General features: G+C 46.0%; 12 protein-coding genes and 1 tRNA gene. 11 read left to right on the forward strand and 2 right to left on the reverse strand.

Annotation, left to right across the window (positions count from 1 at the left end):
• The first annotated feature begins 290 nt into the window (after nucleotides 1-290).
• The 5 genes from ABEW32_RS18825 to abc-f all read left to right on the forward strand — a co-directional run bounded on the left by ABEW32_RS18825 (nucleotide 291) and on the right by abc-f (nucleotide 7,495).
• Nucleotides 291-1,394 carry an ATP-binding protein gene (locus ABEW32_RS18825; RefSeq protein ID WP_430190581.1) on the forward strand — a complete coding sequence of 368 codons (1,104 nt, stop codon included), beginning with the start codon at nucleotides 291-293 and terminating at the stop codon, nucleotides 1,392-1,394.
• A 340-nt stretch (nucleotides 1,395-1,734) separates the two neighbouring features.
• On the forward strand, nucleotides 1,735-3,870 hold the full coding sequence (locus ABEW32_RS18830; protein WP_430190584.1) for a putative bifunctional diguanylate cyclase/phosphodiesterase: 2,136 nt from the start codon (nucleotides 1,735-1,737) through the stop codon (nucleotides 3,868-3,870).
• Between the two features lie 107 nt (nucleotides 3,871-3,977).
• Nucleotides 3,978-4,048, forward strand: a tRNA-Gly gene (locus ABEW32_RS18835).
• A gap of 191 nt (nucleotides 4,049-4,239) precedes the next feature.
• Nucleotides 4,240-5,280: a polysaccharide lyase family 1 protein gene (locus ABEW32_RS18840; protein WP_430190587.1), complete on the forward strand. Its 1,041-nt coding sequence runs from the start codon at nucleotides 4,240-4,242 to the stop codon at nucleotides 5,278-5,280.
• Between the two features lie 364 nt (nucleotides 5,281-5,644).
• Nucleotides 5,645-7,495, forward strand: coding sequence for a ribosomal protection-like ABC-F family protein (abc-f, locus tag ABEW32_RS18845; RefSeq protein WP_430190590.1), 1,851 nt, complete (start codon nucleotides 5,645-5,647; stop codon nucleotides 7,493-7,495).
• A 70-nt stretch (nucleotides 7,496-7,565) separates the two neighbouring features.
• Here abc-f and ABEW32_RS18850 read toward each other — a convergent pair whose 3' ends face one another.
• The gene (locus tag ABEW32_RS18850) at nucleotides 7,566-7,838 is read right to left on the reverse strand and encodes a hypothetical protein (RefSeq protein WP_430190592.1); all 273 of its coding nucleotides are present in this window, start codon (nucleotides 7,836-7,838) and stop codon (nucleotides 7,566-7,568) included.
• Between the two features lie 105 nt (nucleotides 7,839-7,943).
• Here ABEW32_RS18850 and pheS point away from each other — a divergent pair, with 105 nt between their 5' ends.
• From pheS to ABEW32_RS18865, 3 genes are all read left to right on the forward strand, one after another.
• Nucleotides 7,944-8,975 carry a phenylalanine--tRNA ligase subunit alpha gene (pheS, locus tag ABEW32_RS18855; protein ID WP_430190593.1) on the forward strand — a complete coding sequence of 344 codons (1,032 nt, stop codon included), beginning with the start codon at nucleotides 7,944-7,946 and terminating at the stop codon, nucleotides 8,973-8,975.
• 28 nt (nucleotides 8,976-9,003) lie between these two features.
• Complete coding sequence (pheT, locus tag ABEW32_RS18860) at nucleotides 9,004-11,451, forward strand: phenylalanine--tRNA ligase subunit beta (protein ID WP_430190595.1); 2,448 nt, start codon at nucleotides 9,004-9,006, stop codon at nucleotides 11,449-11,451.
• A 208-nt stretch (nucleotides 11,452-11,659) separates the two neighbouring features.
• On the forward strand, nucleotides 11,660-13,684 hold the full coding sequence (locus tag ABEW32_RS18865) for a cell division protein ZapA (protein WP_430190598.1): 2,025 nt from the start codon (nucleotides 11,660-11,662) through the stop codon (nucleotides 13,682-13,684).
• 148 nt (nucleotides 13,685-13,832) lie between these two features.
• On the opposite strand, the gene ABEW32_RS18870 is transcribed toward ABEW32_RS18865, so the two are convergent.
• A complete protein-coding gene (locus ABEW32_RS18870) occupies nucleotides 13,833-14,192 on the reverse strand; it encodes a phage holin family protein (protein ID WP_430190601.1) in 360 nt (119 codons plus the stop codon).
• A gap of 152 nt (nucleotides 14,193-14,344) precedes the next feature.
• Here ABEW32_RS18870 and ABEW32_RS18875 point away from each other — a divergent pair, with 152 nt between their 5' ends.
• From ABEW32_RS18875 to ABEW32_RS18885, 3 genes are read left to right on the forward strand one after another with little or no spacing between them, the layout of a single operon-like run.
• Nucleotides 14,345-16,714, forward strand: coding sequence for an endonuclease MutS2 (locus ABEW32_RS18875; RefSeq protein WP_430190603.1), 2,370 nt, complete (start codon nucleotides 14,345-14,347; stop codon nucleotides 16,712-16,714).
• 52 nt (nucleotides 16,715-16,766) lie between these two features.
• Complete coding sequence (locus ABEW32_RS18880; RefSeq protein ID WP_014599569.1) at nucleotides 16,767-17,180, forward strand: DUF350 domain-containing protein; 414 nt, start codon at nucleotides 16,767-16,769, stop codon at nucleotides 17,178-17,180.
• A gap of 55 nt (nucleotides 17,181-17,235) precedes the next feature.
• Nucleotides 17,236-17,943 (forward strand): hypothetical protein, encoded by a 708-nt coding sequence (locus ABEW32_RS18885; protein WP_430190605.1) that lies wholly within the window; start codon nucleotides 17,236-17,238, stop codon nucleotides 17,941-17,943.
• Nucleotides 17,944-18,056 lie beyond the last annotated feature (113 nt).

The following is an 18,056-nucleotide window of genomic DNA, read 5'->3' on the forward strand; positions in this document are numbered from 1 at the left end:
GAGCTTCTTTGGTGTGTAGGGCGCTTATTTTTAAGTTTTGGTAATGTTGCGCAGATATTATGACGAAACAAAATAGGATAAAAAAGTGGATTCGACACTTTTTCCGATTGACTGTGATCCGTAATCTTGTCTATCATAAAATAAGACTCGAATCAAAAAAATGGTCGGAGTTGTGTGAAGCTGTTTACTACACCATTGAAGGGTAGTCGATAGATGTCTTTCTCTTCTTCAAGATTATTACACGTCCGATACGGCCAGTTTATCATTCCGATACAAGGGGGAAGCCTGGCATGATCAGTGAATTCCAAGAAGCCTTGCTTGATACCGTGGGAGCTTGCCCTTCCACACAGATCGCCAATAATAAGTATGAAAATGTACTGGAGAACCTGGATAGTGGTATCATGCTGTTTGACAGTGACGGGGTACTGACCTTTATTAACGTGCAGATGGCGAGATTACTGGAGCTACCACGTAGTTCGCTCGCTGGTCGCAACCTGATGCAAATTTTGCATCATCCTGAGTTAAGTCGGTTTAAGAAGAAGAAAATCATGCGGATTTATAAAGAAACTATCTTTCATAGAAAGCGCTATCATGAGTTGATTGATGAGTATGGTCGGCATTGGTTAATAACCGTGACCTACGGTGATCAGATGGATGGCGATTTTTTATTTAGTGTCAAGGATGTATCAGATTATAAGCAAATCGAGCAGACGGCTTATCAAAATGACAAGCTGGCAATGCTGGGACGTATCTCAGCCTCTATCGCTCATGAGATCCGTAACCCGCTTACTGCAATTCGGGGCTTTATCCAACTGCTTCGGCCGCATTTGGTGGAGCTGGGCAGGGATGAGTATGCCCGTATTATTTTAACCGAAATTGATCGTGCAAACGACATTATTTATGAGTTTTTAAATTCGTCCAAGCCTTCGGCTCCGCAAAAAACGGCTGTATCTGTGATGGGGCTGTTGAAAGAGGTAGTGATGCTGACAGAAAGCGAGGCATTGATGAAGGGATGCCAGATCGCACTGGATGAGAATGATGAGCTCATGAAGGTTTCCATTGATGTGAAGCAGATTAAGCAGGTTATCCTCAATATGATTAAAAATGCGATGGATGCCATCGAGAGCATTAGCGGGGAACGAGAGGGATGCATTGAAATCCACACAGTGCTTGAGGGTCCTTATGTCCACATTTGCATTGAAGATAACGGGTTAGGTATGGATCACAATACATTGACGCGTTTATTTGATCCATTTTTTACAACAAAAGAAAGTGGAACCGGCTTGGGATTGGCTGTGAGCTATCGCATTATCAAAAATCACGGAGGCTTCATTCATGTTGACAGTAAGCATGGAAGCGGTACACAATTTAAAATCACGCTTCCTGTCGTCTAATATGGTGAGATTTTCGCAGAGGGGTCCTGTACATACTATTTCTGTTGTGATGTGCAGCGTTGGGGTATAGGTATCACCTATTTGAAAATGTCGTCTGAAGCGCATGATCTGAAAAGATGATGCGCTTTTTTGGTGCTGCAAGCTCGTTTATTTGCGTAAATGCGAAAGTGAATACATGGATATAGAACAAAAAAATGATTCACCTTTCACAGATTAAATGCTATTATATACCAGAATACAACATTTTTTTTGATACTATAGACTTAAACAACGGCTTCCAAAGCTGTCAAACGTCTTAGATGATCGGAATCTCCGATATGCAGGGGGCTGAAGAGACTGAATGAATATACGGCTGGAAGTAAAAAAAACGATAGGCATCGGTGCTGCTGCGATAGTTTTGTTTGTCTTGGTTCAGTTATTTCACGTAACTTTGAATAAAATATACTCTCATAACGTATTTTTCTTGTTATATCCAATTATAGGGTTTGCCTGTGCTGCGATTTGTTTTTCTATTTTTTATCAGTCCTGGTCCGTTTTGCTGGAGCAGTTAACCTGGCAGAGACTTCTTATTGCCCCGACGTTTCTGGTGGCTGGTCTGCTTTACCTTGTTCATATCGTTTCGTTTAGTTTTGTAAGCCTGACGGACTTTGCTTTGTCTCCAGGCATTTCGCTGTGGTTACTGTTTGTAAATCGTGCCTTTATTTCGGTTATGCTGCTATTCGTTTGTTCTCTCCCATTTAGAAAGACAAAGTCTGAATACAAGACAGTGGCTTTGTGGGCAGGAATAGGCTGCACTTTGCTGATTTTAGGAGTTATTAAGGCATATGGTGCGGACTTACCGGATCTACGCATACAGTTTGGCAACCTGGGCTGGATGTTGAACATGATTGTCATGTTATTGCTGGTGCTTACATTTATTTTCGGAGTGCGAAAATATCGGAAAGTCCGCCCCGCGGAGTTAGGTATGTTGCTTATAGTTCGTGGGATTGGGCTGTGTGTTGTGAGTCAGTTGTTCTATTTATTTTCTGGGCAAATGAGTGATGTCAATCATCTTCTAGGGCTTTTGACTAATGCGATTGCATTTTATAATCTGTTGAGCGGTCTCGTCCGGCTAATGGTATTGGTGCCTTATCGTGAAAAGCAGGCAGCAGAATCTGAGTTTAATCATATTGCTTATAACGATGATATAACAGGACTCCCCAATCGGCGGCGTCTTTCCCAGCGCTTGGATAAAATATTACGCAATTCGCTTAAATCTGATGAGACAGTTGCGCTTTTAGTGTTAAATATTGATCGTTTCAAAGCGATTAATGATTCGCTCGGGCATACGGCAGGCAATTATTTGCTGTATGCGGTAGGCGAACGCTTGGGTCATTTTTGCCGTGAAGGGGAAGCTGTCTTTAGCATGGGTGGAGATGAATTTGCCTTTCTTCTAATAGGCTATACAGATTCAGACGCCATGAGAAATCGTATTGATGATATGGTGAAGCTATTTGATCAGCCTTTTGATATTAATGGGGAATTTTATCATGTGATGGTGAGCGTTGGCATAGCTTTGTATCCGTTGGATGCGAATCAGAGCGAACAACTTATCCAGCAGGCGGATACTGCTGTTCATAGTGCCAAGGAGCAAGGAGTGAATTTGCAGCGGTATGCAAGTGCGATGCAGATGCGAGCGCATGAAAGACTCCAGTTAGAGAATGATTTGCGGCGAGCGCTTGAAAATGAAGAATTTTCATTGGTGTATCAGCCACGTGTCCACCTGCAAAGTGGCGAGCTAACGAGTTTGGAGGCGCTGGTGCGTTGGAATCATCCTCATCGCGGGATGGTGATGCCGGGCGATTTTATTCCTGTAGCTGAAGAAAGTGGCCTAATTGTACCCTTGGGGGAGTGGGTGTTGCGTGAGGCCTGTCTCCAAAACAAGCAGTGGCAAGAGATGGGTTATCCATCAATCCCGATTTCGGTCAATTTATCCATGCGCCAATTCCAGCAAAAAAAACTGGTGGATGTCATTCGGGGCATTTTGGCCTATACGAAACTGGAGCCACGCTATTTAGAGCTGGAAATTACGGAGAGTATGACTTTTGATAAGGACAGAGCTTTTGAACAGTTGAAGAAAATAAAGGCTATTGGTGTGGCAATCAGTATTGACGATTTTGGAACGGGTTATAGCTCACTGCATTATTTGAAAAATCTCCCGATTGATCGTCTTAAAATTGACCGTTCCTTTGTAAATGAGGTACTGGTTGACAGTAAAAATGCGGCCATTGTATCTACCATCGCCTCTATGGCTCACCATTTGAAGCTGAAGGTTACGGCAGAAGGGGTGGAAAATGAGGAGCAGCTTCAATTTTTACAGGCACAGGATTGTCATGAAGGTCAGGGGTATTATTTCAGTCGTCCCATTCCGGCAGAAGTTTTTGAAAAATTGTTTTTACGTAAACCTGTGAATTGGCTGGCTCAGGATGGGGTGTAGTATGCTTGCATTTTATAAAAAGGTAAGTTATACTAAATAACATCCTGATTCAGTTAGTTGACAAAGGTTTGTGCATGTCATACATAAGAATCAAGATGTTATATAATGCGGGTGTAGTTCAATGGTAGAACTTCAGCCTTCCAAGCTGATAGCGTGGGTTCGATTCCCATCACCCGCTTACGACTTTTGAAATTTCGAAACCCTTGTGACCCAAGGGTTTTTATTTTTTTCAATAAGATAATATTAATTTAGCCGGGCGACCCATGGGGAATCCCGGTTTTTTGCGTTCTAAGAACTATTTACCATTTTCCGAAAAAAGGATAGTCTCATAATTGGAGTTTAATACAAAAAAAGGATGGTATCGCTGCGATGAGAAAAATCTCTTTTCTTTTAGCTTTAGTCTTTGTGCTTTTTACTTTTTCAGCAAGTGCTATGGCGTTAGCTGCGGCCGATTTCCCAAATACGTCGACGAATGGCATGATTGGTTTTGCTGGACAGGCTAAAAGCGAAAATGGGACTTCAAAGTCTGCCACAACAGGGGGCAAAAACGGTCAGATCATCTATATCAACAATCTAAACGAATTGAAAAATCAGCTAGGGGATTCAACTCCCAAAATTTTGGTTATCGAAAAAAACATTTCTGCTTCTTCTAAAACCGTGGTCAATATCGGCTCTAACAAATCACTGATTGGCTCTTATGTGCAAAATAAGCTAGTCAATATTCATTTAAAAACAACCGCTAGCTCGGGCAATGTGATCTTTCAAAATTTAACTTTTGAGCACAGTGCCGGCATTAATGGTAACGATGATATTCAACTATATCTTACTGCGGGCACAAATTATTGGATTGATCATGTTACTTTTGCAGGCCATAATTATAATGCGAATGGCTCGGATCTGGACAAACTTTTGTACATTGGGCAATCGGCTGATTATGTGACCATCAGCAATTCCAAATTTGTAAATCATAAATATGGCCTTATTTTGGGATATCCTGATGACAGCAATAAAAATTATGATGGCATGCCTCATATTACGATAGCCAATAGTTATTTTGAAAACTTACTTGTACGCGGTCCTGGTCTGATGAGATATGGCTATTTTCATGTGAAAAATAATTATATTAATAATTTTCAGTTGGCTTATACAATAGCAACCAATGCACGAATTTATTCCGAAAATAATTATTTTGGAAAAGGTAGTGAAAAGGGTGGTATTCTGGATGATAAAGCCAATGGTGAATTTAAAGATGTAGGCAGTTTTCCAGCCATCACCAACCAAAAATCGCCTGTGACCCGTTGGAATCCGAGCAAGAACTACAGCTATCAAGTGCAAACTCCTGAATATACTAAAGAGTTCGTAACTAAATATGCAGGTTCGTCCAATACAACTCTGGTCTTTGGAAAATAAAGCAGGTTATTTGCAAATATGCTGTGATCTGCTATACTGACTGCAAGTAAGTATCCCATAAAAAGGAAGGTAACCATACGTCCGATGAAGTAAGCACACTGATTTTCCCACTCAACTGCACGTTACTGGCAGGCGGCTGTAAGCTGCAACGGGAGAAGTGTGTCTGAAATGAAAAGTAGGGACGTATGCGTGTATTTCCGAAACGGGATTTGTTTTTTTCGTTCGCGGTGTTATTTTTTATATGCATAAGTTCTAAAACAATTCATAGCAGTCATTCTATATACCCGTATGCAAGCCGCAGCCTTCTGCGGCTTTTTTTATTGCTTCCGGCGTGAGAGCCGGGATGGGAAAGGATGATCGTGGTATGAAAACCATTTTGCGAATTCGCAATGTAGTCAAGGAATGGAACGGGACATCTATATTTGAGAATGTGTCGATGGATGTGATGGAAGGAGAACGGCTCGCGCTGTTTGGAAGAAATGGAGCCGGTAAAACGACGTTATTACGAATATTGCTGGGAGATGAAGCGCCAACCTCCGGTCAAATAGAGTATGATTTGCCTATGGAAGAGCGAGGCTGGCTGAAGCAGCAGGATACAGTAGATGGATCTCGAACTGCTCTGGAGGCCGCACAGCAGGCCAGCCCTAGGCAATGGCGTCTCAAGCAAGCGCTGGGACAGCTGGAAGCTGACCTAGCCGATGCTGGGAAGGACATGGAGCAGCAACTGGAGCGTTACGGTGAGCTGATGGATGAATACGAGCATCTGCAAGGCTTTGCCTGGGAGTCTGAGGTGGAAAAGGCGCTCACCCGAATGGGAATGCCTGCACAGACGTGGTCCATCGCTTATGGTGATCTGAGTGGCGGACAGAAGACGAGAGTACGATTGGCTGGACTGATGGTCAGACAGCCCAAACTGCTGGTGCTGGATGAGCCAACCAACCATTTGGATGCCGAAAGTATGCTCTGGCTGGAGCAGTGGCTGTCCACATATCCTGGAACACTGCTGTTTGTATCGCATGACAGAGCCTTTTTGGACCAGGTGGCTACGAGTATAGTTGAGCTTACATCCACAGGTATTGGACGCTATAAAGGCGGTTATAAGGAATATAAAGCGCAAAAGGAGCGGGAACGACGAGAGCAGGAGGCGAGCTATCGGAAGCAGGAACTGGCGAGACAGGCGCTGGAGGAAACGATTCGAAATTACAGGGAATGGTTTCACCAGGCACATCGTAGCGCATCTAAAGTCGAAGTGGGTATTACGCAGAGCTTTTATAAGGCCAAGGCTAAAAAGAATATTTCCCGTTATCATGCAAAGGAGAAGGAACTGGAGCGACTGGAGGCTAACGGGGTAGAGCAACCGCGTGAAGCTCCGTCTTTGCACATGAAATTAAATGACAGCGGGTTTCAGGCTAAATATTTGCTGCGTACTGAGCAGGTTGGCTTTAGCTACGACGACCATGTCATTGTGAAAAATCTAAATCTGAACGTTGCACGTGGGGATCGTTTGGCTGTTCGGGGGCCCAATGGAATTGGCAAAACCACACTGCTTCGGTTACTAACAGGTCAGCTTGAACCGAAGACTGGAAAAATCACAGCCAACCCACAGTTGAACATCGGGTATTTTTCACAGGAACTGGAGCAGCTTCCAGGGAATCAGACATTGCTTGACAGTCTGCTTTCGCTCCCTACGATGACCCAAACAGAAGCAAGAACGGTGCTGGGCTGTTTTCTATTTGCCAAAGAAGACGTATTCAAAAGGATCGGAACGCTCAGTATGGGAGAAAAATGCAGGGTAGCTTTTCTGCGTCTATACTTTAGTGGAGCCAATCTGCTGGTACTGGATGAACCGACGAATTACTTTGACATTGAAACTCGTGAAATTGTAGAGGATTCTTTACGCCGATATGATGGGGCATTGGTAATCGTCTCGCATGACCGGGAGCTAGTGCGTTGTACGGCAACTCGGTTACTCGATATGCAACCAGGAGGCGGATATGAAATCTACGAGGGGACGGCCAACGAAAAACAAGAAGATGAACAGAGCCGCATCCGAGAGCCTAAGGATCAGGAGGAGCGGGAGGAACGTCTTCGATTACAGTTGCGTCTGACGGAACTGATGGGAATGACAGGTGCAAACGGAGAAAACGAGGAGCTCTTGAACGATATCAGGCGCATTCGTGCCAAGCTGGATCAGTTGAATGATCCCGATATCTGAAGGAAAGAAATATAGGCGCTGCTTGCCAAAGTGCAGTAGTTTGCATATAATAATGAACAATAGTTCGTATTTAGAAAATGTCTTGATGGAGAAGAGTAGGCAGTGTCCGATTGAACAGGGAGGAAGCGCCGTAGGATTGAGAGCGTTTCTGCAAATATTGGGCTGTTGAAGTTCGCTCCGGAGCAGTTCCTTGAACCTCAAGCGTCATGTAAATGGCGATTGTGCAAGTAGGGGATACCGGTTCACGACCGTTACAACGTGCAGAGCGAGATGATGATGCATAGCATGAATGAACACCCGTACTGATTGCCACAAGGCAAGACATCGGGTAGCTGAACTTCATTGTCTAACGAGGGTGGTACCACGGTCTTTTCGTCCCTTACCGGGAGAAAAGACCTTTTTTTGTTGTCTGAAAAGCTGGATATAAAGAAAGGGGACTGAACAGGCGATGAGCGAAACCATCCAAATGAAGGAACATTTGCTGGCCTTGAAGGAAGAAGCACTGGAAGTATTGGAGAAGGTGGCAACACCCAAGGAACTGGCTGATCTACGAGTTAAATATTCGGGTAAGAAGGGTGCACTGACCGAAATTTTGCGCGGTATGGGCAAGCTGAGCGCGGAAGAGCGTCCAGTGGTTGGCCAAGTAGCCAATGAGGTGCGCGAGGCGATTGAAGAGGTCGTTAATCGTAAACAGGACGAGTTTACAAAAGCGGAAACGAATGAGCGTTTGCAAGCAGAAAAAATCGACGTTACGCTGCCTGGACGCGCAATGCCGCAAGGTGGGCTCCACCCACTTAACAAAGTGATCGAGCAAATCGAAGATATTTTTACTGGTATGGGATATCGAGTGGCTGAGGGGCCGCAGGCCGAGACTGATTATTATAACTTCGAAGCATTGAATCTGCCTAAAAACCACCCGGCACGAGATATGCAGGACTCGTTCTACCTGACCGAGGATCTGTTGATGCGTACTCATACATCACCTGTTCAGATTCGCGCGATGGAGGCGATGAAGGACGAAACGCCTATCAAGGTGATTTGTCCGGGTACGGTATTCCGACGTGATGATGACGATGCAACGCATTCCTTCCAATTCCACCAAATTGAAGGTCTTGTGATTGGAAAAGACATTCGTATGAGTGATTTGAAAGGAACCTTGCTGCAATTTGCACGCGAAATGTTCGGGGAATCAACCGAAATCCGGTTGCGCCCAAGCTTCTTTCCGTTCACCGAGCCAAGTGCTGAGGTAGACGTGACTTTTGTGAAGAAAAACGGCGAGCGTGTGTGGATCGAAATTTTGGGCTGTGGTATGGTGCATCCGAAAGTGCTGGAAATGGGTGGTTTTGATCCCGAGGTATACAGTGGCTTTGCATTCGGTATGGGTGTAGAACGGATTGCCATTTTGAAATACGGGATTGACGATATTCGTCATTTTTATAACAGCGATCTGTCGTTCTTGAAGCAGTTTGCGCGTCAATAAACAACTATATCAAGGGAAGTGAACCCATATGAAAGTATCATTCGAGTGGCTGTCCGAGTATGTATCACTGGATCAAGTGAGTGCGGAGGAGCTGGCAGAAAAAATCACCCGTTCGGGCATTGAAATTGATGAAGTCGAACATCGTAACCAAGGAATTACTGGGGTCGTTGTAGGCTATGTCAAAAGCAAAGAAAAGCATCCTGACGCAGATAAGCTGAATGTGTGTATTGTCGATGCGGGTCAGGGAGAAGACTTGCAAATTGTGTGTGGTGCCAAGAACGTGGATGCAGGTCAAAAGGTTCCTGTTGCAGTTGTAGGTGCCAAGCTTCCAGGAGATTTCCATATTAAAAAGGCCAAGCTGCGTGGTGTTGTGTCCATGGGCATGATCTGCTCGGCCAAAGAACTTGGCATGAATGATAAGCTGTTGCCAAAAGAATTGCAGGAAGGCATTTTGGTGCTGCCAGAGGATGCTGAAATTGGTACGCCGATTACGAAGCTACTTGCTCTGGATGATCAGGTGCTGGATTTTGATTTGACACCCAACCGCTCGGATTGCCTTAGCATGCATGGAGCCGCTTATGAAGTAAGTGCCATTCTAGGACGTGACATTTCGCTGGCTGACCCTGCTAAGGATCTGGTGGAAATTAGCGATGCGGCGGCAGACCATCTGTCCGTAAAGGTAGATACCCCTGAACTGTGCACGCACTATGCAGCTCGTTATATCACAGGTGTAAAAGTAGGGGCTTCCCCGTTATGGATTCAAAACCGTCTGATGGCGGCAGGTGTTCGTCCGATCAATAATATCGTAGATATTACGAACTACGTTATGCTGGAATACGGTCAGCCGTTGCATGCTTTTGATGCGGATAAGCTGGAAAATGGAAATATTGAAGTGCGACTTGCTCGTGCAGGCGAAACTTTGGTTACACTTGACGATCAGGAGCGTAAGCTGGAACCGCACATGCTGCTGATTACGGACGGCGTGAAGCCGATTGCATTGGCAGGCGTGATGGGTGGAGCCAACTCCGAGGTTACGGATGCGACGGTCAGCATTGCGTTGGAATCTGCAAAGTTTGACGGCGGTACCGTTCGTAAAACATCACGTCAACTTGGATTGCGCTCGGAAGCAAGTCTGCGTTTTGAAAAAGAGGTTGATCCAGGAGCTGTTATACCTGCTGTAAATCGTGCAGCTGCGCTGATTCAGCGTTATGCAGGGGGTACTGTACACCAGGGCATCGTAGAATCTGCTTCTGCAAAGGCTGAAAATCGTATAATCAAGCTGTCGCTAGATAAAATAAACCGATATTTGGGAACCCAATTGTCGCTGCTTGAGGTGAAGACGATTTTTGGTCGACTTCATTTCGGATGTGGTGACGCAGAACAAGGGGTGCTGGAAGTTGAAGTACCTACGCGTCGTGGAGATATTACCATTGACGTGGACTTGATCGAAGAAGTGGCTCGTCTGTATGGCTATGACAATATCCCAACTACGCCGATTGAAGGTCCGACAACTCCAGGAGCCTTGACGGCATCGCAATCCCTGCGTCGTTCCTTGCGCAGATTGCTGGCGCATGGTGGCTGGCAGGAGACGATCAGTTACTCTTTTGTGCATCCGCAAAGTACGGCTTTGTTTAATGCTCTGACAGAAGGCAGCCATCCGGTACGTTTGGCCATGCCTATGAGCGAAGACCGTAGCGTGTTGCGTACGAGTATCATTCCGCAAATGCTGGATACAGCGGTGTACAACATGAATCGGAAGCAAGATAATCTGGCGATTTTTGAGATGGGGACTGTATTCTATACAGAAGAACAAACATTAACCCGCCAGCCGCAGGAAATTCAAGTGCTGAGTCTGCTGTTGACTGGAGTACGCCGTGAGAAACAATGGAACATCGGAGCCGAAAAGGTCGATTTCTTTGATATTAAAGGTGCGCTTGAAACGGTGTTTGACTATTTCGGACTAAGTGCCAGCATTCGCTATGTGGCTGACCAGCCGCAAAGCTACCACCCAGGACGTTCCGCTTCAGTATGGCTGGATGTGAACGGAAACTCTCAACGGATCGGTACGGTTGGACAGATTCATCCTGAACTGCAACAGTCCTATGGGCTGAACGATACGTATGTAGCTGAAATCGCGTTGCAACAGCTCGTTGAGCACGCAAACTCCCATATTCAGTTCAGAGAGCTGGCTCGCTTCCCGTCCGTGGAACGTGACATAGCCCTCGTGGTGAATAAAGACGTTGAAGCAGGTGAACTGCTTCGTGTTATTCATGCTGCAGGCGGAGAACTGCTGCAGGATGCACGGGTTTTTGACGTATTTACAGGCAGCAAGCTTGGTGAAGACAAGAAGAGCGTGGCTATTTCCCTGACCTATCGTCATTGGGAGCATACGTTGACGGATGAAGAGATCAATGCGGCGCATTCTCCTGTCGTTACGTCTCTGGAACAAACTTTTGGAGCGGAATTGAGAAAGTAGCAGGAAATGCGGGAAGCCGTATCGAATCTTAGTGACAGAGGTTCGATACGGCTTTTTGGCCTATCATTACAGAAGCTCTCTACTCTGATATTCACCCGCTGCGGGGAAGCCGGACTAATAAGGTTGAACGCTTCACGGAAGGCGGGTTACCCTAGTACCGGATACACCTTAGAATCAACATACAGTAGTATTGAAGGAGGGCATAATTGTGACTACACCAGATCGTACTCGCGTCACTGTAGAGATCTACGGTACTTCTTATAAACTTGTTGGCAGCAATAGCGATTATATGAAGCAGGTTGCTAATTACGTAGATGAACGTATGCACAGCATTTCTCAAGCACACTCGCGTCTGGACATGCCCCGAATTGCCGTACTGGCTGCGGTTCATATGGCTGAAGAAGCTGTACAAATCCAGGAGATTCAGAGCCATATGAATCGCTTGGCAGCGGAACGGGCGGAGCTCCGTGGAGATCTGGCGCAGCTCCAGACGGCTTTAGGGGAACAGCAGCAGAAAAATTCAGATATGCATCAAGCTCTTGCTCAATTGAAGGAAGAAAAAGAAACGATGCAGAAAAAGCTGACAGAAACGGAATCTGCATCAGCGAAGGAAATTGCCGAACTCAAGACAAAGCTTGAACAGCAGGAGAAAAAAGCGGCTGAATTTGAAAATGGACAAAAACAGGCTAAGCGTGAATTGGAGGAATCTCGTCAAGAAGCTTCTCGTAAGCTGAAAGAGCAGCAAGAAGCTACAAATGCACGTGTCCGTCAGACAGAAGAGCAGATGAAGAAGGAAATAGCTGAAGCGGCTAAACAGGCTGAAGCTAAGCTTTCGGCTGCGGAGAAAACACATCAGGAGCGAAATCGCACAGAGCTAGACAAGCTGCGGTCTGCTTTGCAGCGAGAGCATAGCCAGAAGATAAGCGAATGGCAGCTCAAGTGCTCCGGGCTGAGTGAGCAGCTGGAGCAGGGACGTAAACAGGCCGAAGTCGTGCTACATGAGGAAAAGCTCCAGCATGAGGAAGCGCTGAAACGTGCCGAGGAAGCTGCACTGGAGCAGGAGATTCGAATTGAGGAGCTTCAGGAGCAATTAGAACAAGCACAGGCAGGCAGTGCAGAGCTTTCTTCTCGTCTGGAGAAGGCTCAAGAGCAAGCTGGGGCATTGAAGCAACAACAGTCCAAGTTGGAGGCTGAACTGCAAGCACAGCAACAGGCGGCAACAGAGCGGGAGCAGGCAGATACGCTTGCGCGTGAAGAGCTGCAAAGCAGATATGATCAATTGGCGGCTGAAGCCAAGGCTACGCAGCAGCAGGCAGCTAAGCTTGAGGAAGAACAGCGTCGGATGCAGAAGCTGCTGGAGCAAGCTCATGTATCTTCTCGCAAGCTGCAAAGCGAGCTGGCTACACTGGCTGAAAGCGAGAAGTCTTGGAAGAAGCTTGCCGAAGAACGTCAGTTGACAGCAGAAGAATTGGAGCTTTCCCTGCTGGAAGCGCGTGAACAGAAGGAAGCAATAGAGGAGCAACTACAGCAGGCTGTGGCCGAGGTTGAAGCTGTTAGTAATAAATATGCTTCACAACAGCAACGTCTAGCTCAGCTTGAAGCGAAAATCAAAGAGCTATCACCTGAACTAACTCGCGTTCAGGACGAGCTTGAGAAAGCCAAAGTTCGAGAGCAAGAGGGCGTGAAAGCATACCAATCGCTTCAGGAGCAATATGGAAGCATGAAGAGCCGCGCTGGACAACTAGAGCAACATATTAAGCAACTTCAACAGGAAAATCATGACCGGCAAAGTGAGCTGGAACGTGCTGAGGAGATATCCGTGGAATGGCAGCTTAAATATGATCAGTTGAAAGCTGAAGCGGAACGTCTGGAAGCAGAAGATGCTGCCCGTAAGGAAGAATTTGCATCTTGGGAACGGGAAATAGCGGTAACGATTGAACAAAAGGAGCAGCTTCAGGAAGAGATTCGTTTAGCAGTTGACGCTGCCAACACCGCAAAGGCTGAGCAGCAATCCATAGAGCAGGAACGAATTGCCCTGCAGTCTGAACTTAACGAAGTAGGTCAAAAATATGAAATGGCGGCGCATCAGCTTCGCTTGTTACAAGTACAACAGGACGTAGACCGGGAAAATACAGACCAGATTTCGACGGAATTACGTCAACTCAAAGAAGAATACACCAAGCTTCAAACGGAGTATAATGAATGGATTGAACTTATCGAACAGGATCAGTAGATACGGATTTAGATGTAAGGCAATCCCCGGCTGCTCATGGCCGGGGATTGTTTGTTTATGGTATCGCTAAGAAGTGTTAATAACAAAAAAGCTGTCCTTGGCAGATGGATCTGCTTCGGGACAGCTTTGCTGGAAGGGTCAACTGAAACTAATTTCCTTCCTTGCGCCCGGCTTCAAATGGTGTTGATACCGGAATGAACAGATCAATAATCCCGATAACCAATGCAGCGAGCAATGCGCCCAAAATAGAAACACTAACATGGGGCACGACATATTGAGCGACCCAGATTACCAGTGCGCTCACTATAAAACCCACGATACCGCGTCCAAATGGAGAAACGCGTCGACCAAACACCGCCTCGACGATGTAGCCAATCAAGGCAATGACAATGGCGAGGATCAACGCACTCCAAAAACCGCCTACACTAAATCCGGGAACGATCCAGCTTACGACCATCAGAACCAGAGCGGCAACGATGAAACGTACAATGTGCCCAAGAATGCTCACGGAATAACCTCCTTTGTTTTTTGAATTAACAGGGTTAGACAAAGGTTAGTGTGTGGCATAAAGAGCTTTCTTATGTGTAAAGCAGTGTTGGCAAATAGCGTAAGTTTGTTGCTTTCGGTATAATATAGTTATATGTGAAAGGAGTAGTGAAGTTGGACTCTAAAATTTTTAAAACCCTTGAATATCAAAAAATTCTAAATAAACTAAGCCACTATGCCCAAACGGCAATAGGACAACAGACAGCTCTTCGATTACAGCCCAGCGATGATTTGGAGCATATCAAGAAATTGCTGAAAGGCACGGATGAAGCCTATGCTGCTGATCGGTTAAAGGGAGTGCCTTCATTTAACGGAGTAGTGGACATCGCTCCGGCGGTGAAGCGTGCCCGTATTGGAGGCACGTTAAGTCCACAGGAGTTGCTAGGTATCCGGACAACGGTTCAAGCTGCACGCCGTATACAGGTATATGTGACCAGTTTGCATGAGGACAATCCAGTTGAAACATTGCTGTATTGGAGTGAGCAGCTGTCGGAACAAAGAAGTTTGGAAAATTCAATTAAAGGCTGTATTGACGAAAATGCAGAGGTACTGGATTCTGCGAGTACAGAGCTTTCACAAATTCGACGCGAACTGCGTTCCGGTGAAGTACGTATTCGTGAGAAGCTGGATTCGATGATTCGTTCCTCAACCGTCTCCAAAATGCTTCAGGATCAGTTGATTACGATTCGTGGAGATCGGTTTGTCATTCCGGTCAAGGCTGAATACCGTTCTTATTTTGGCGGAATTGTGCATGATCAATCCGGCTCCGGCGCAACGTTGTTTATCGAGCCTGAATCCATCGTTGCCATGAACAACAAGCTGAGAGAAACCAGACTGAGAGAAGAGCGTGAAATTGAAGTCATTTTACAAAAACTAACCGCACTTGTCGCAGAACAAGCGGATATGTTGCTGTATGATGTGGATATTTTGGGCAATCTTGATTTTATTTTTGCAAAAGCACGTCTCGCTCGTGAAATGAAGGCAACTCTGCCCTTAATGAATGACCGCGGGTATTTAAAGCTGAAAAAAGGCAGACATCCTCTAATTCCGTTGGAACAGGTCGTTCCCATAGATGTGGAGCTGGGTAATTCATACACTTCCATTATCGTTACCGGACCGAACACAGGAGGGAAAACCGTTACCCTGAAAACCATAGGTTTGTTAAGTTTGATGGCGATGTCTGGACTGTTTGTGCCTGTGGAGGATGAAAGCCAGCTATGCGTATTTGATGCAATCTATGCCGATATTGGCGACGAGCAGAGCATTGAACAAAATTTGAGCACATTTTCCAGTCACATGACGAATATTATCAGCATCTTGAAAAATATGACACCCAAAAGTCTTGTATTGCTTGACGAGGTAGGGGCAGGAACGGATCCGGCGGAAGGTTCGGCTCTGGCTGTATCCATTTTGGAGCATATACATGCTATGGGTTGCCGTATGGTGGCGACGACTCACTATAGTGAATTGAAGGCGTATGCCTATGAGCGCAAAGGAATTATTAATGCAAGTATGGAGTTTGATGTCGCTACATTAAGCCCGACTTATCGACTTCTGGTCGGGGTACCCGGGCGAAGTAACGCTTTTGCCATTGCTGAGCGATTGGGCTTGCCGGGGCGGATATTAGACTATGCCCGTGGCGAGGTAACGGAAGAAGACCAGCGCGTCGAGCACATGATTGCGTCACTGGAGCAGAACCGTTTGAGTGCTGAGCAAGAACGGGAAAAAGCAGAGCAGCTGCGTAAGGAAATGGAAGTGTTGCGTACCCGACATCAGGGCGAGCTGGAGAAGCTCGAAGCACAACGGGATCGTATGCTGGAAAAAGCCGAAGACGAAGCAAGAGTTCTCGTGGATAAGGCTCGTAGTGAAGCAGAGAAAATTATTACTGATTTGCGTAAATTGGCTCAGGAAGAGGGAGCCTCGGTTAAGGAGCACAAGCTGATTGCAGCTCGTAAAGAACTGGATGAAGCTGAACCGAAGCAACGCAAGAAAAGTATAGCCAAACGTTCAACCACTGCGCGTACTCGTTCCATCATGGCTGGCGATGAAGTATCAGTTCACAGTCTGAATAAAAAAGGTCACGTGGTTGAATTGTCTGGCAGCAAGGAAGCTATCGTTCAACTGGGCATCATGAAAATGAAGGTCAGTCTGGACGATCTGGAGCTACTGCAGCCTGCCCCAACGACTGCTCCAAGGGTCCAAAAGCCAGTCACGGGTGTTAAACGGACACGGGATGATAACGTGCGCAGTGAACTTGACCTTCGGGGAGCAAACGTGGAGGAAGCTTTGATGGAAGTGGACCGCTTCATGGATGAAGCGTTTTTGGCCAATCTGGGTCAGGTATACATTATTCATGGCAAAGGTACGGGGGTCCTGAGAACCGGTATTCAGGAGTACCTTCGCAAGCATAAGCATGTGAAAAGCTACCGTATTGGTAATTACAATGAAGGCGGCACGGGTGTAACGGTAGCTGAACTGGAATAGATATAGGTTGCTGATCGGGAACGCTTGGTAGAACGGGAGGGACGAGGTGAAGATGGCGATTGATGAATTGCTGTCACATCCGTTGGGGATGATGCTGGGTTATTTCTCCGTGGCGGTGCTGGAGCTAATTGTTTTTTTGTCCTGCTTTGAGCTGGTAACCCGTTATAAATGCTGGGAAGAGATCAAACGAGGTAATGTTTCGGTGGCCATGGCAACGGGTGGGAAAATGTTCGGTATTTGCAACGTGCTTCGCTTCGCGATGGAGGCTAAATCCAGCGTGTATGATACGATGATCTGGTCGTTCGTGGGCTTTTTACTGCTGCTTGCGGCGTACTTTCTTTTTGAATTTCTAACACCAGTATTTTCTATTGATCAAGAGATTAAAGAGGATAACCGTGCAGTCGGCTTGTTCTCCATGATTATTTCAATATCGTTATCTTATGTGATTGGTGCGAGTGTAACTTGACACATCCTGTATACTAGAGCTTGGTATACGCTTTGGAACGGAAGGATGATAAAGCTTGGAAATGACTATTTGTCCATGGTGTAACATGGAAATTATTTGGGATGAAGAATTAGGACCTGAAGAAGAGTGTCCTTATTGCCATAATGACCTGAAGGGGTACTCAGATATAAGCGATGATGAAGAGGAGTCTGAGTCTGTTTCTCCACCTGTTCACAGACATACGGATGAGCATGAAGATGCACCACATGATCATACAGGGGCTGTAACTCCTGCGCTTCACGCTCATGGAAAAGAAGACCTAAAGGGTTATCGTACATTGAGTATTCAGCTTGGCGATGATGACGAGCAGGATATTTTATATGAGGCTGAGGATGAAATGGTGGTTGAAAAGCCAGCTGATGCACCGTTATTGCAGGATAATGAGCTTCATAAGCTGCCTGTGCTGCATACTTTGCAAAAATTCGAAGAAAGCGGTGCGGACCTAATGGCCTATGAGCAAGGTGCTGAACAAATACTCGACAGACAAGATGAGGTTCTTGAATGTTCCCAATGCGGAGAGTACATGCTGCATGCAGGTTTGCAAACCGTCACTAGGGAAGGATTCGAACCATCGATGTCTTCAGTGCTCGGCAAGCCTGTTCTGGATTTGCCGTTCGTTTTGAATGTTTATGTGTGTCCTAGCTGCTTCCATGTCCAGCAGACTCTGTCGGAGAATGACCGACTTAGAATGCTGGAGAAGCTCAGCGGTATTTCCAATAATTAAATAGCGATTCCCCGGATAGGTCCAAGCTCAATACGGGCATGTTAAATCAAAGAAATCTTTGAACAAGCTGACTTGTATAAGCTGAATTGGTGATTTTTCCGTTAGGGGGAACT

It is taken from the genome of Paenibacillus jamilae (assembly GCF_050482105.1).
GTDB lineage: Bacteria > Bacillota > Bacilli > Paenibacillales > Paenibacillaceae > Paenibacillus > Paenibacillus jamilae_B.

Bases quoted from the DNA above. Each gene is read 5' to 3' on its own strand.
- ABEW32_RS18825 (WP_430190581.1), top strand. From the start codon at position 291: ATGATCAGTGAATTCCAAGAAGCCTTGCTTGATACCGTGGGAGCTTGC.
- ABEW32_RS18830 (WP_430190584.1), top strand. From the start codon at position 1,735: ATGAATATACGGCTGGAAGTAAAAAAAACGATAGGCATCGGTGCTGCT.
- ABEW32_RS18840 (WP_430190587.1), top strand. From the start codon at position 4,240: ATGAGAAAAATCTCTTTTCTTTTAGCTTTAGTCTTTGTGCTTTTTACT.
- abc-f (WP_430190590.1), top strand. From the start codon at position 5,645: ATGAAAACCATTTTGCGAATTCGCAATGTAGTCAAGGAATGGAACGGG.
- ABEW32_RS18850 (WP_430190592.1), bottom strand. From the start codon at position 7,838: ATGAAGTTCAGCTACCCGATGTCTTGCCTTGTGGCAATCAGTACGGGT.
- pheS (WP_430190593.1), top strand. From the start codon at position 7,944: ATGAGCGAAACCATCCAAATGAAGGAACATTTGCTGGCCTTGAAGGAA.
- pheT (WP_430190595.1), top strand. From the start codon at position 9,004: ATGAAAGTATCATTCGAGTGGCTGTCCGAGTATGTATCACTGGATCAA.
- ABEW32_RS18880 (WP_014599569.1), top strand. From the start codon at position 16,767: ATGGCGATTGATGAATTGCTGTCACATCCGTTGGGGATGATGCTGGGT.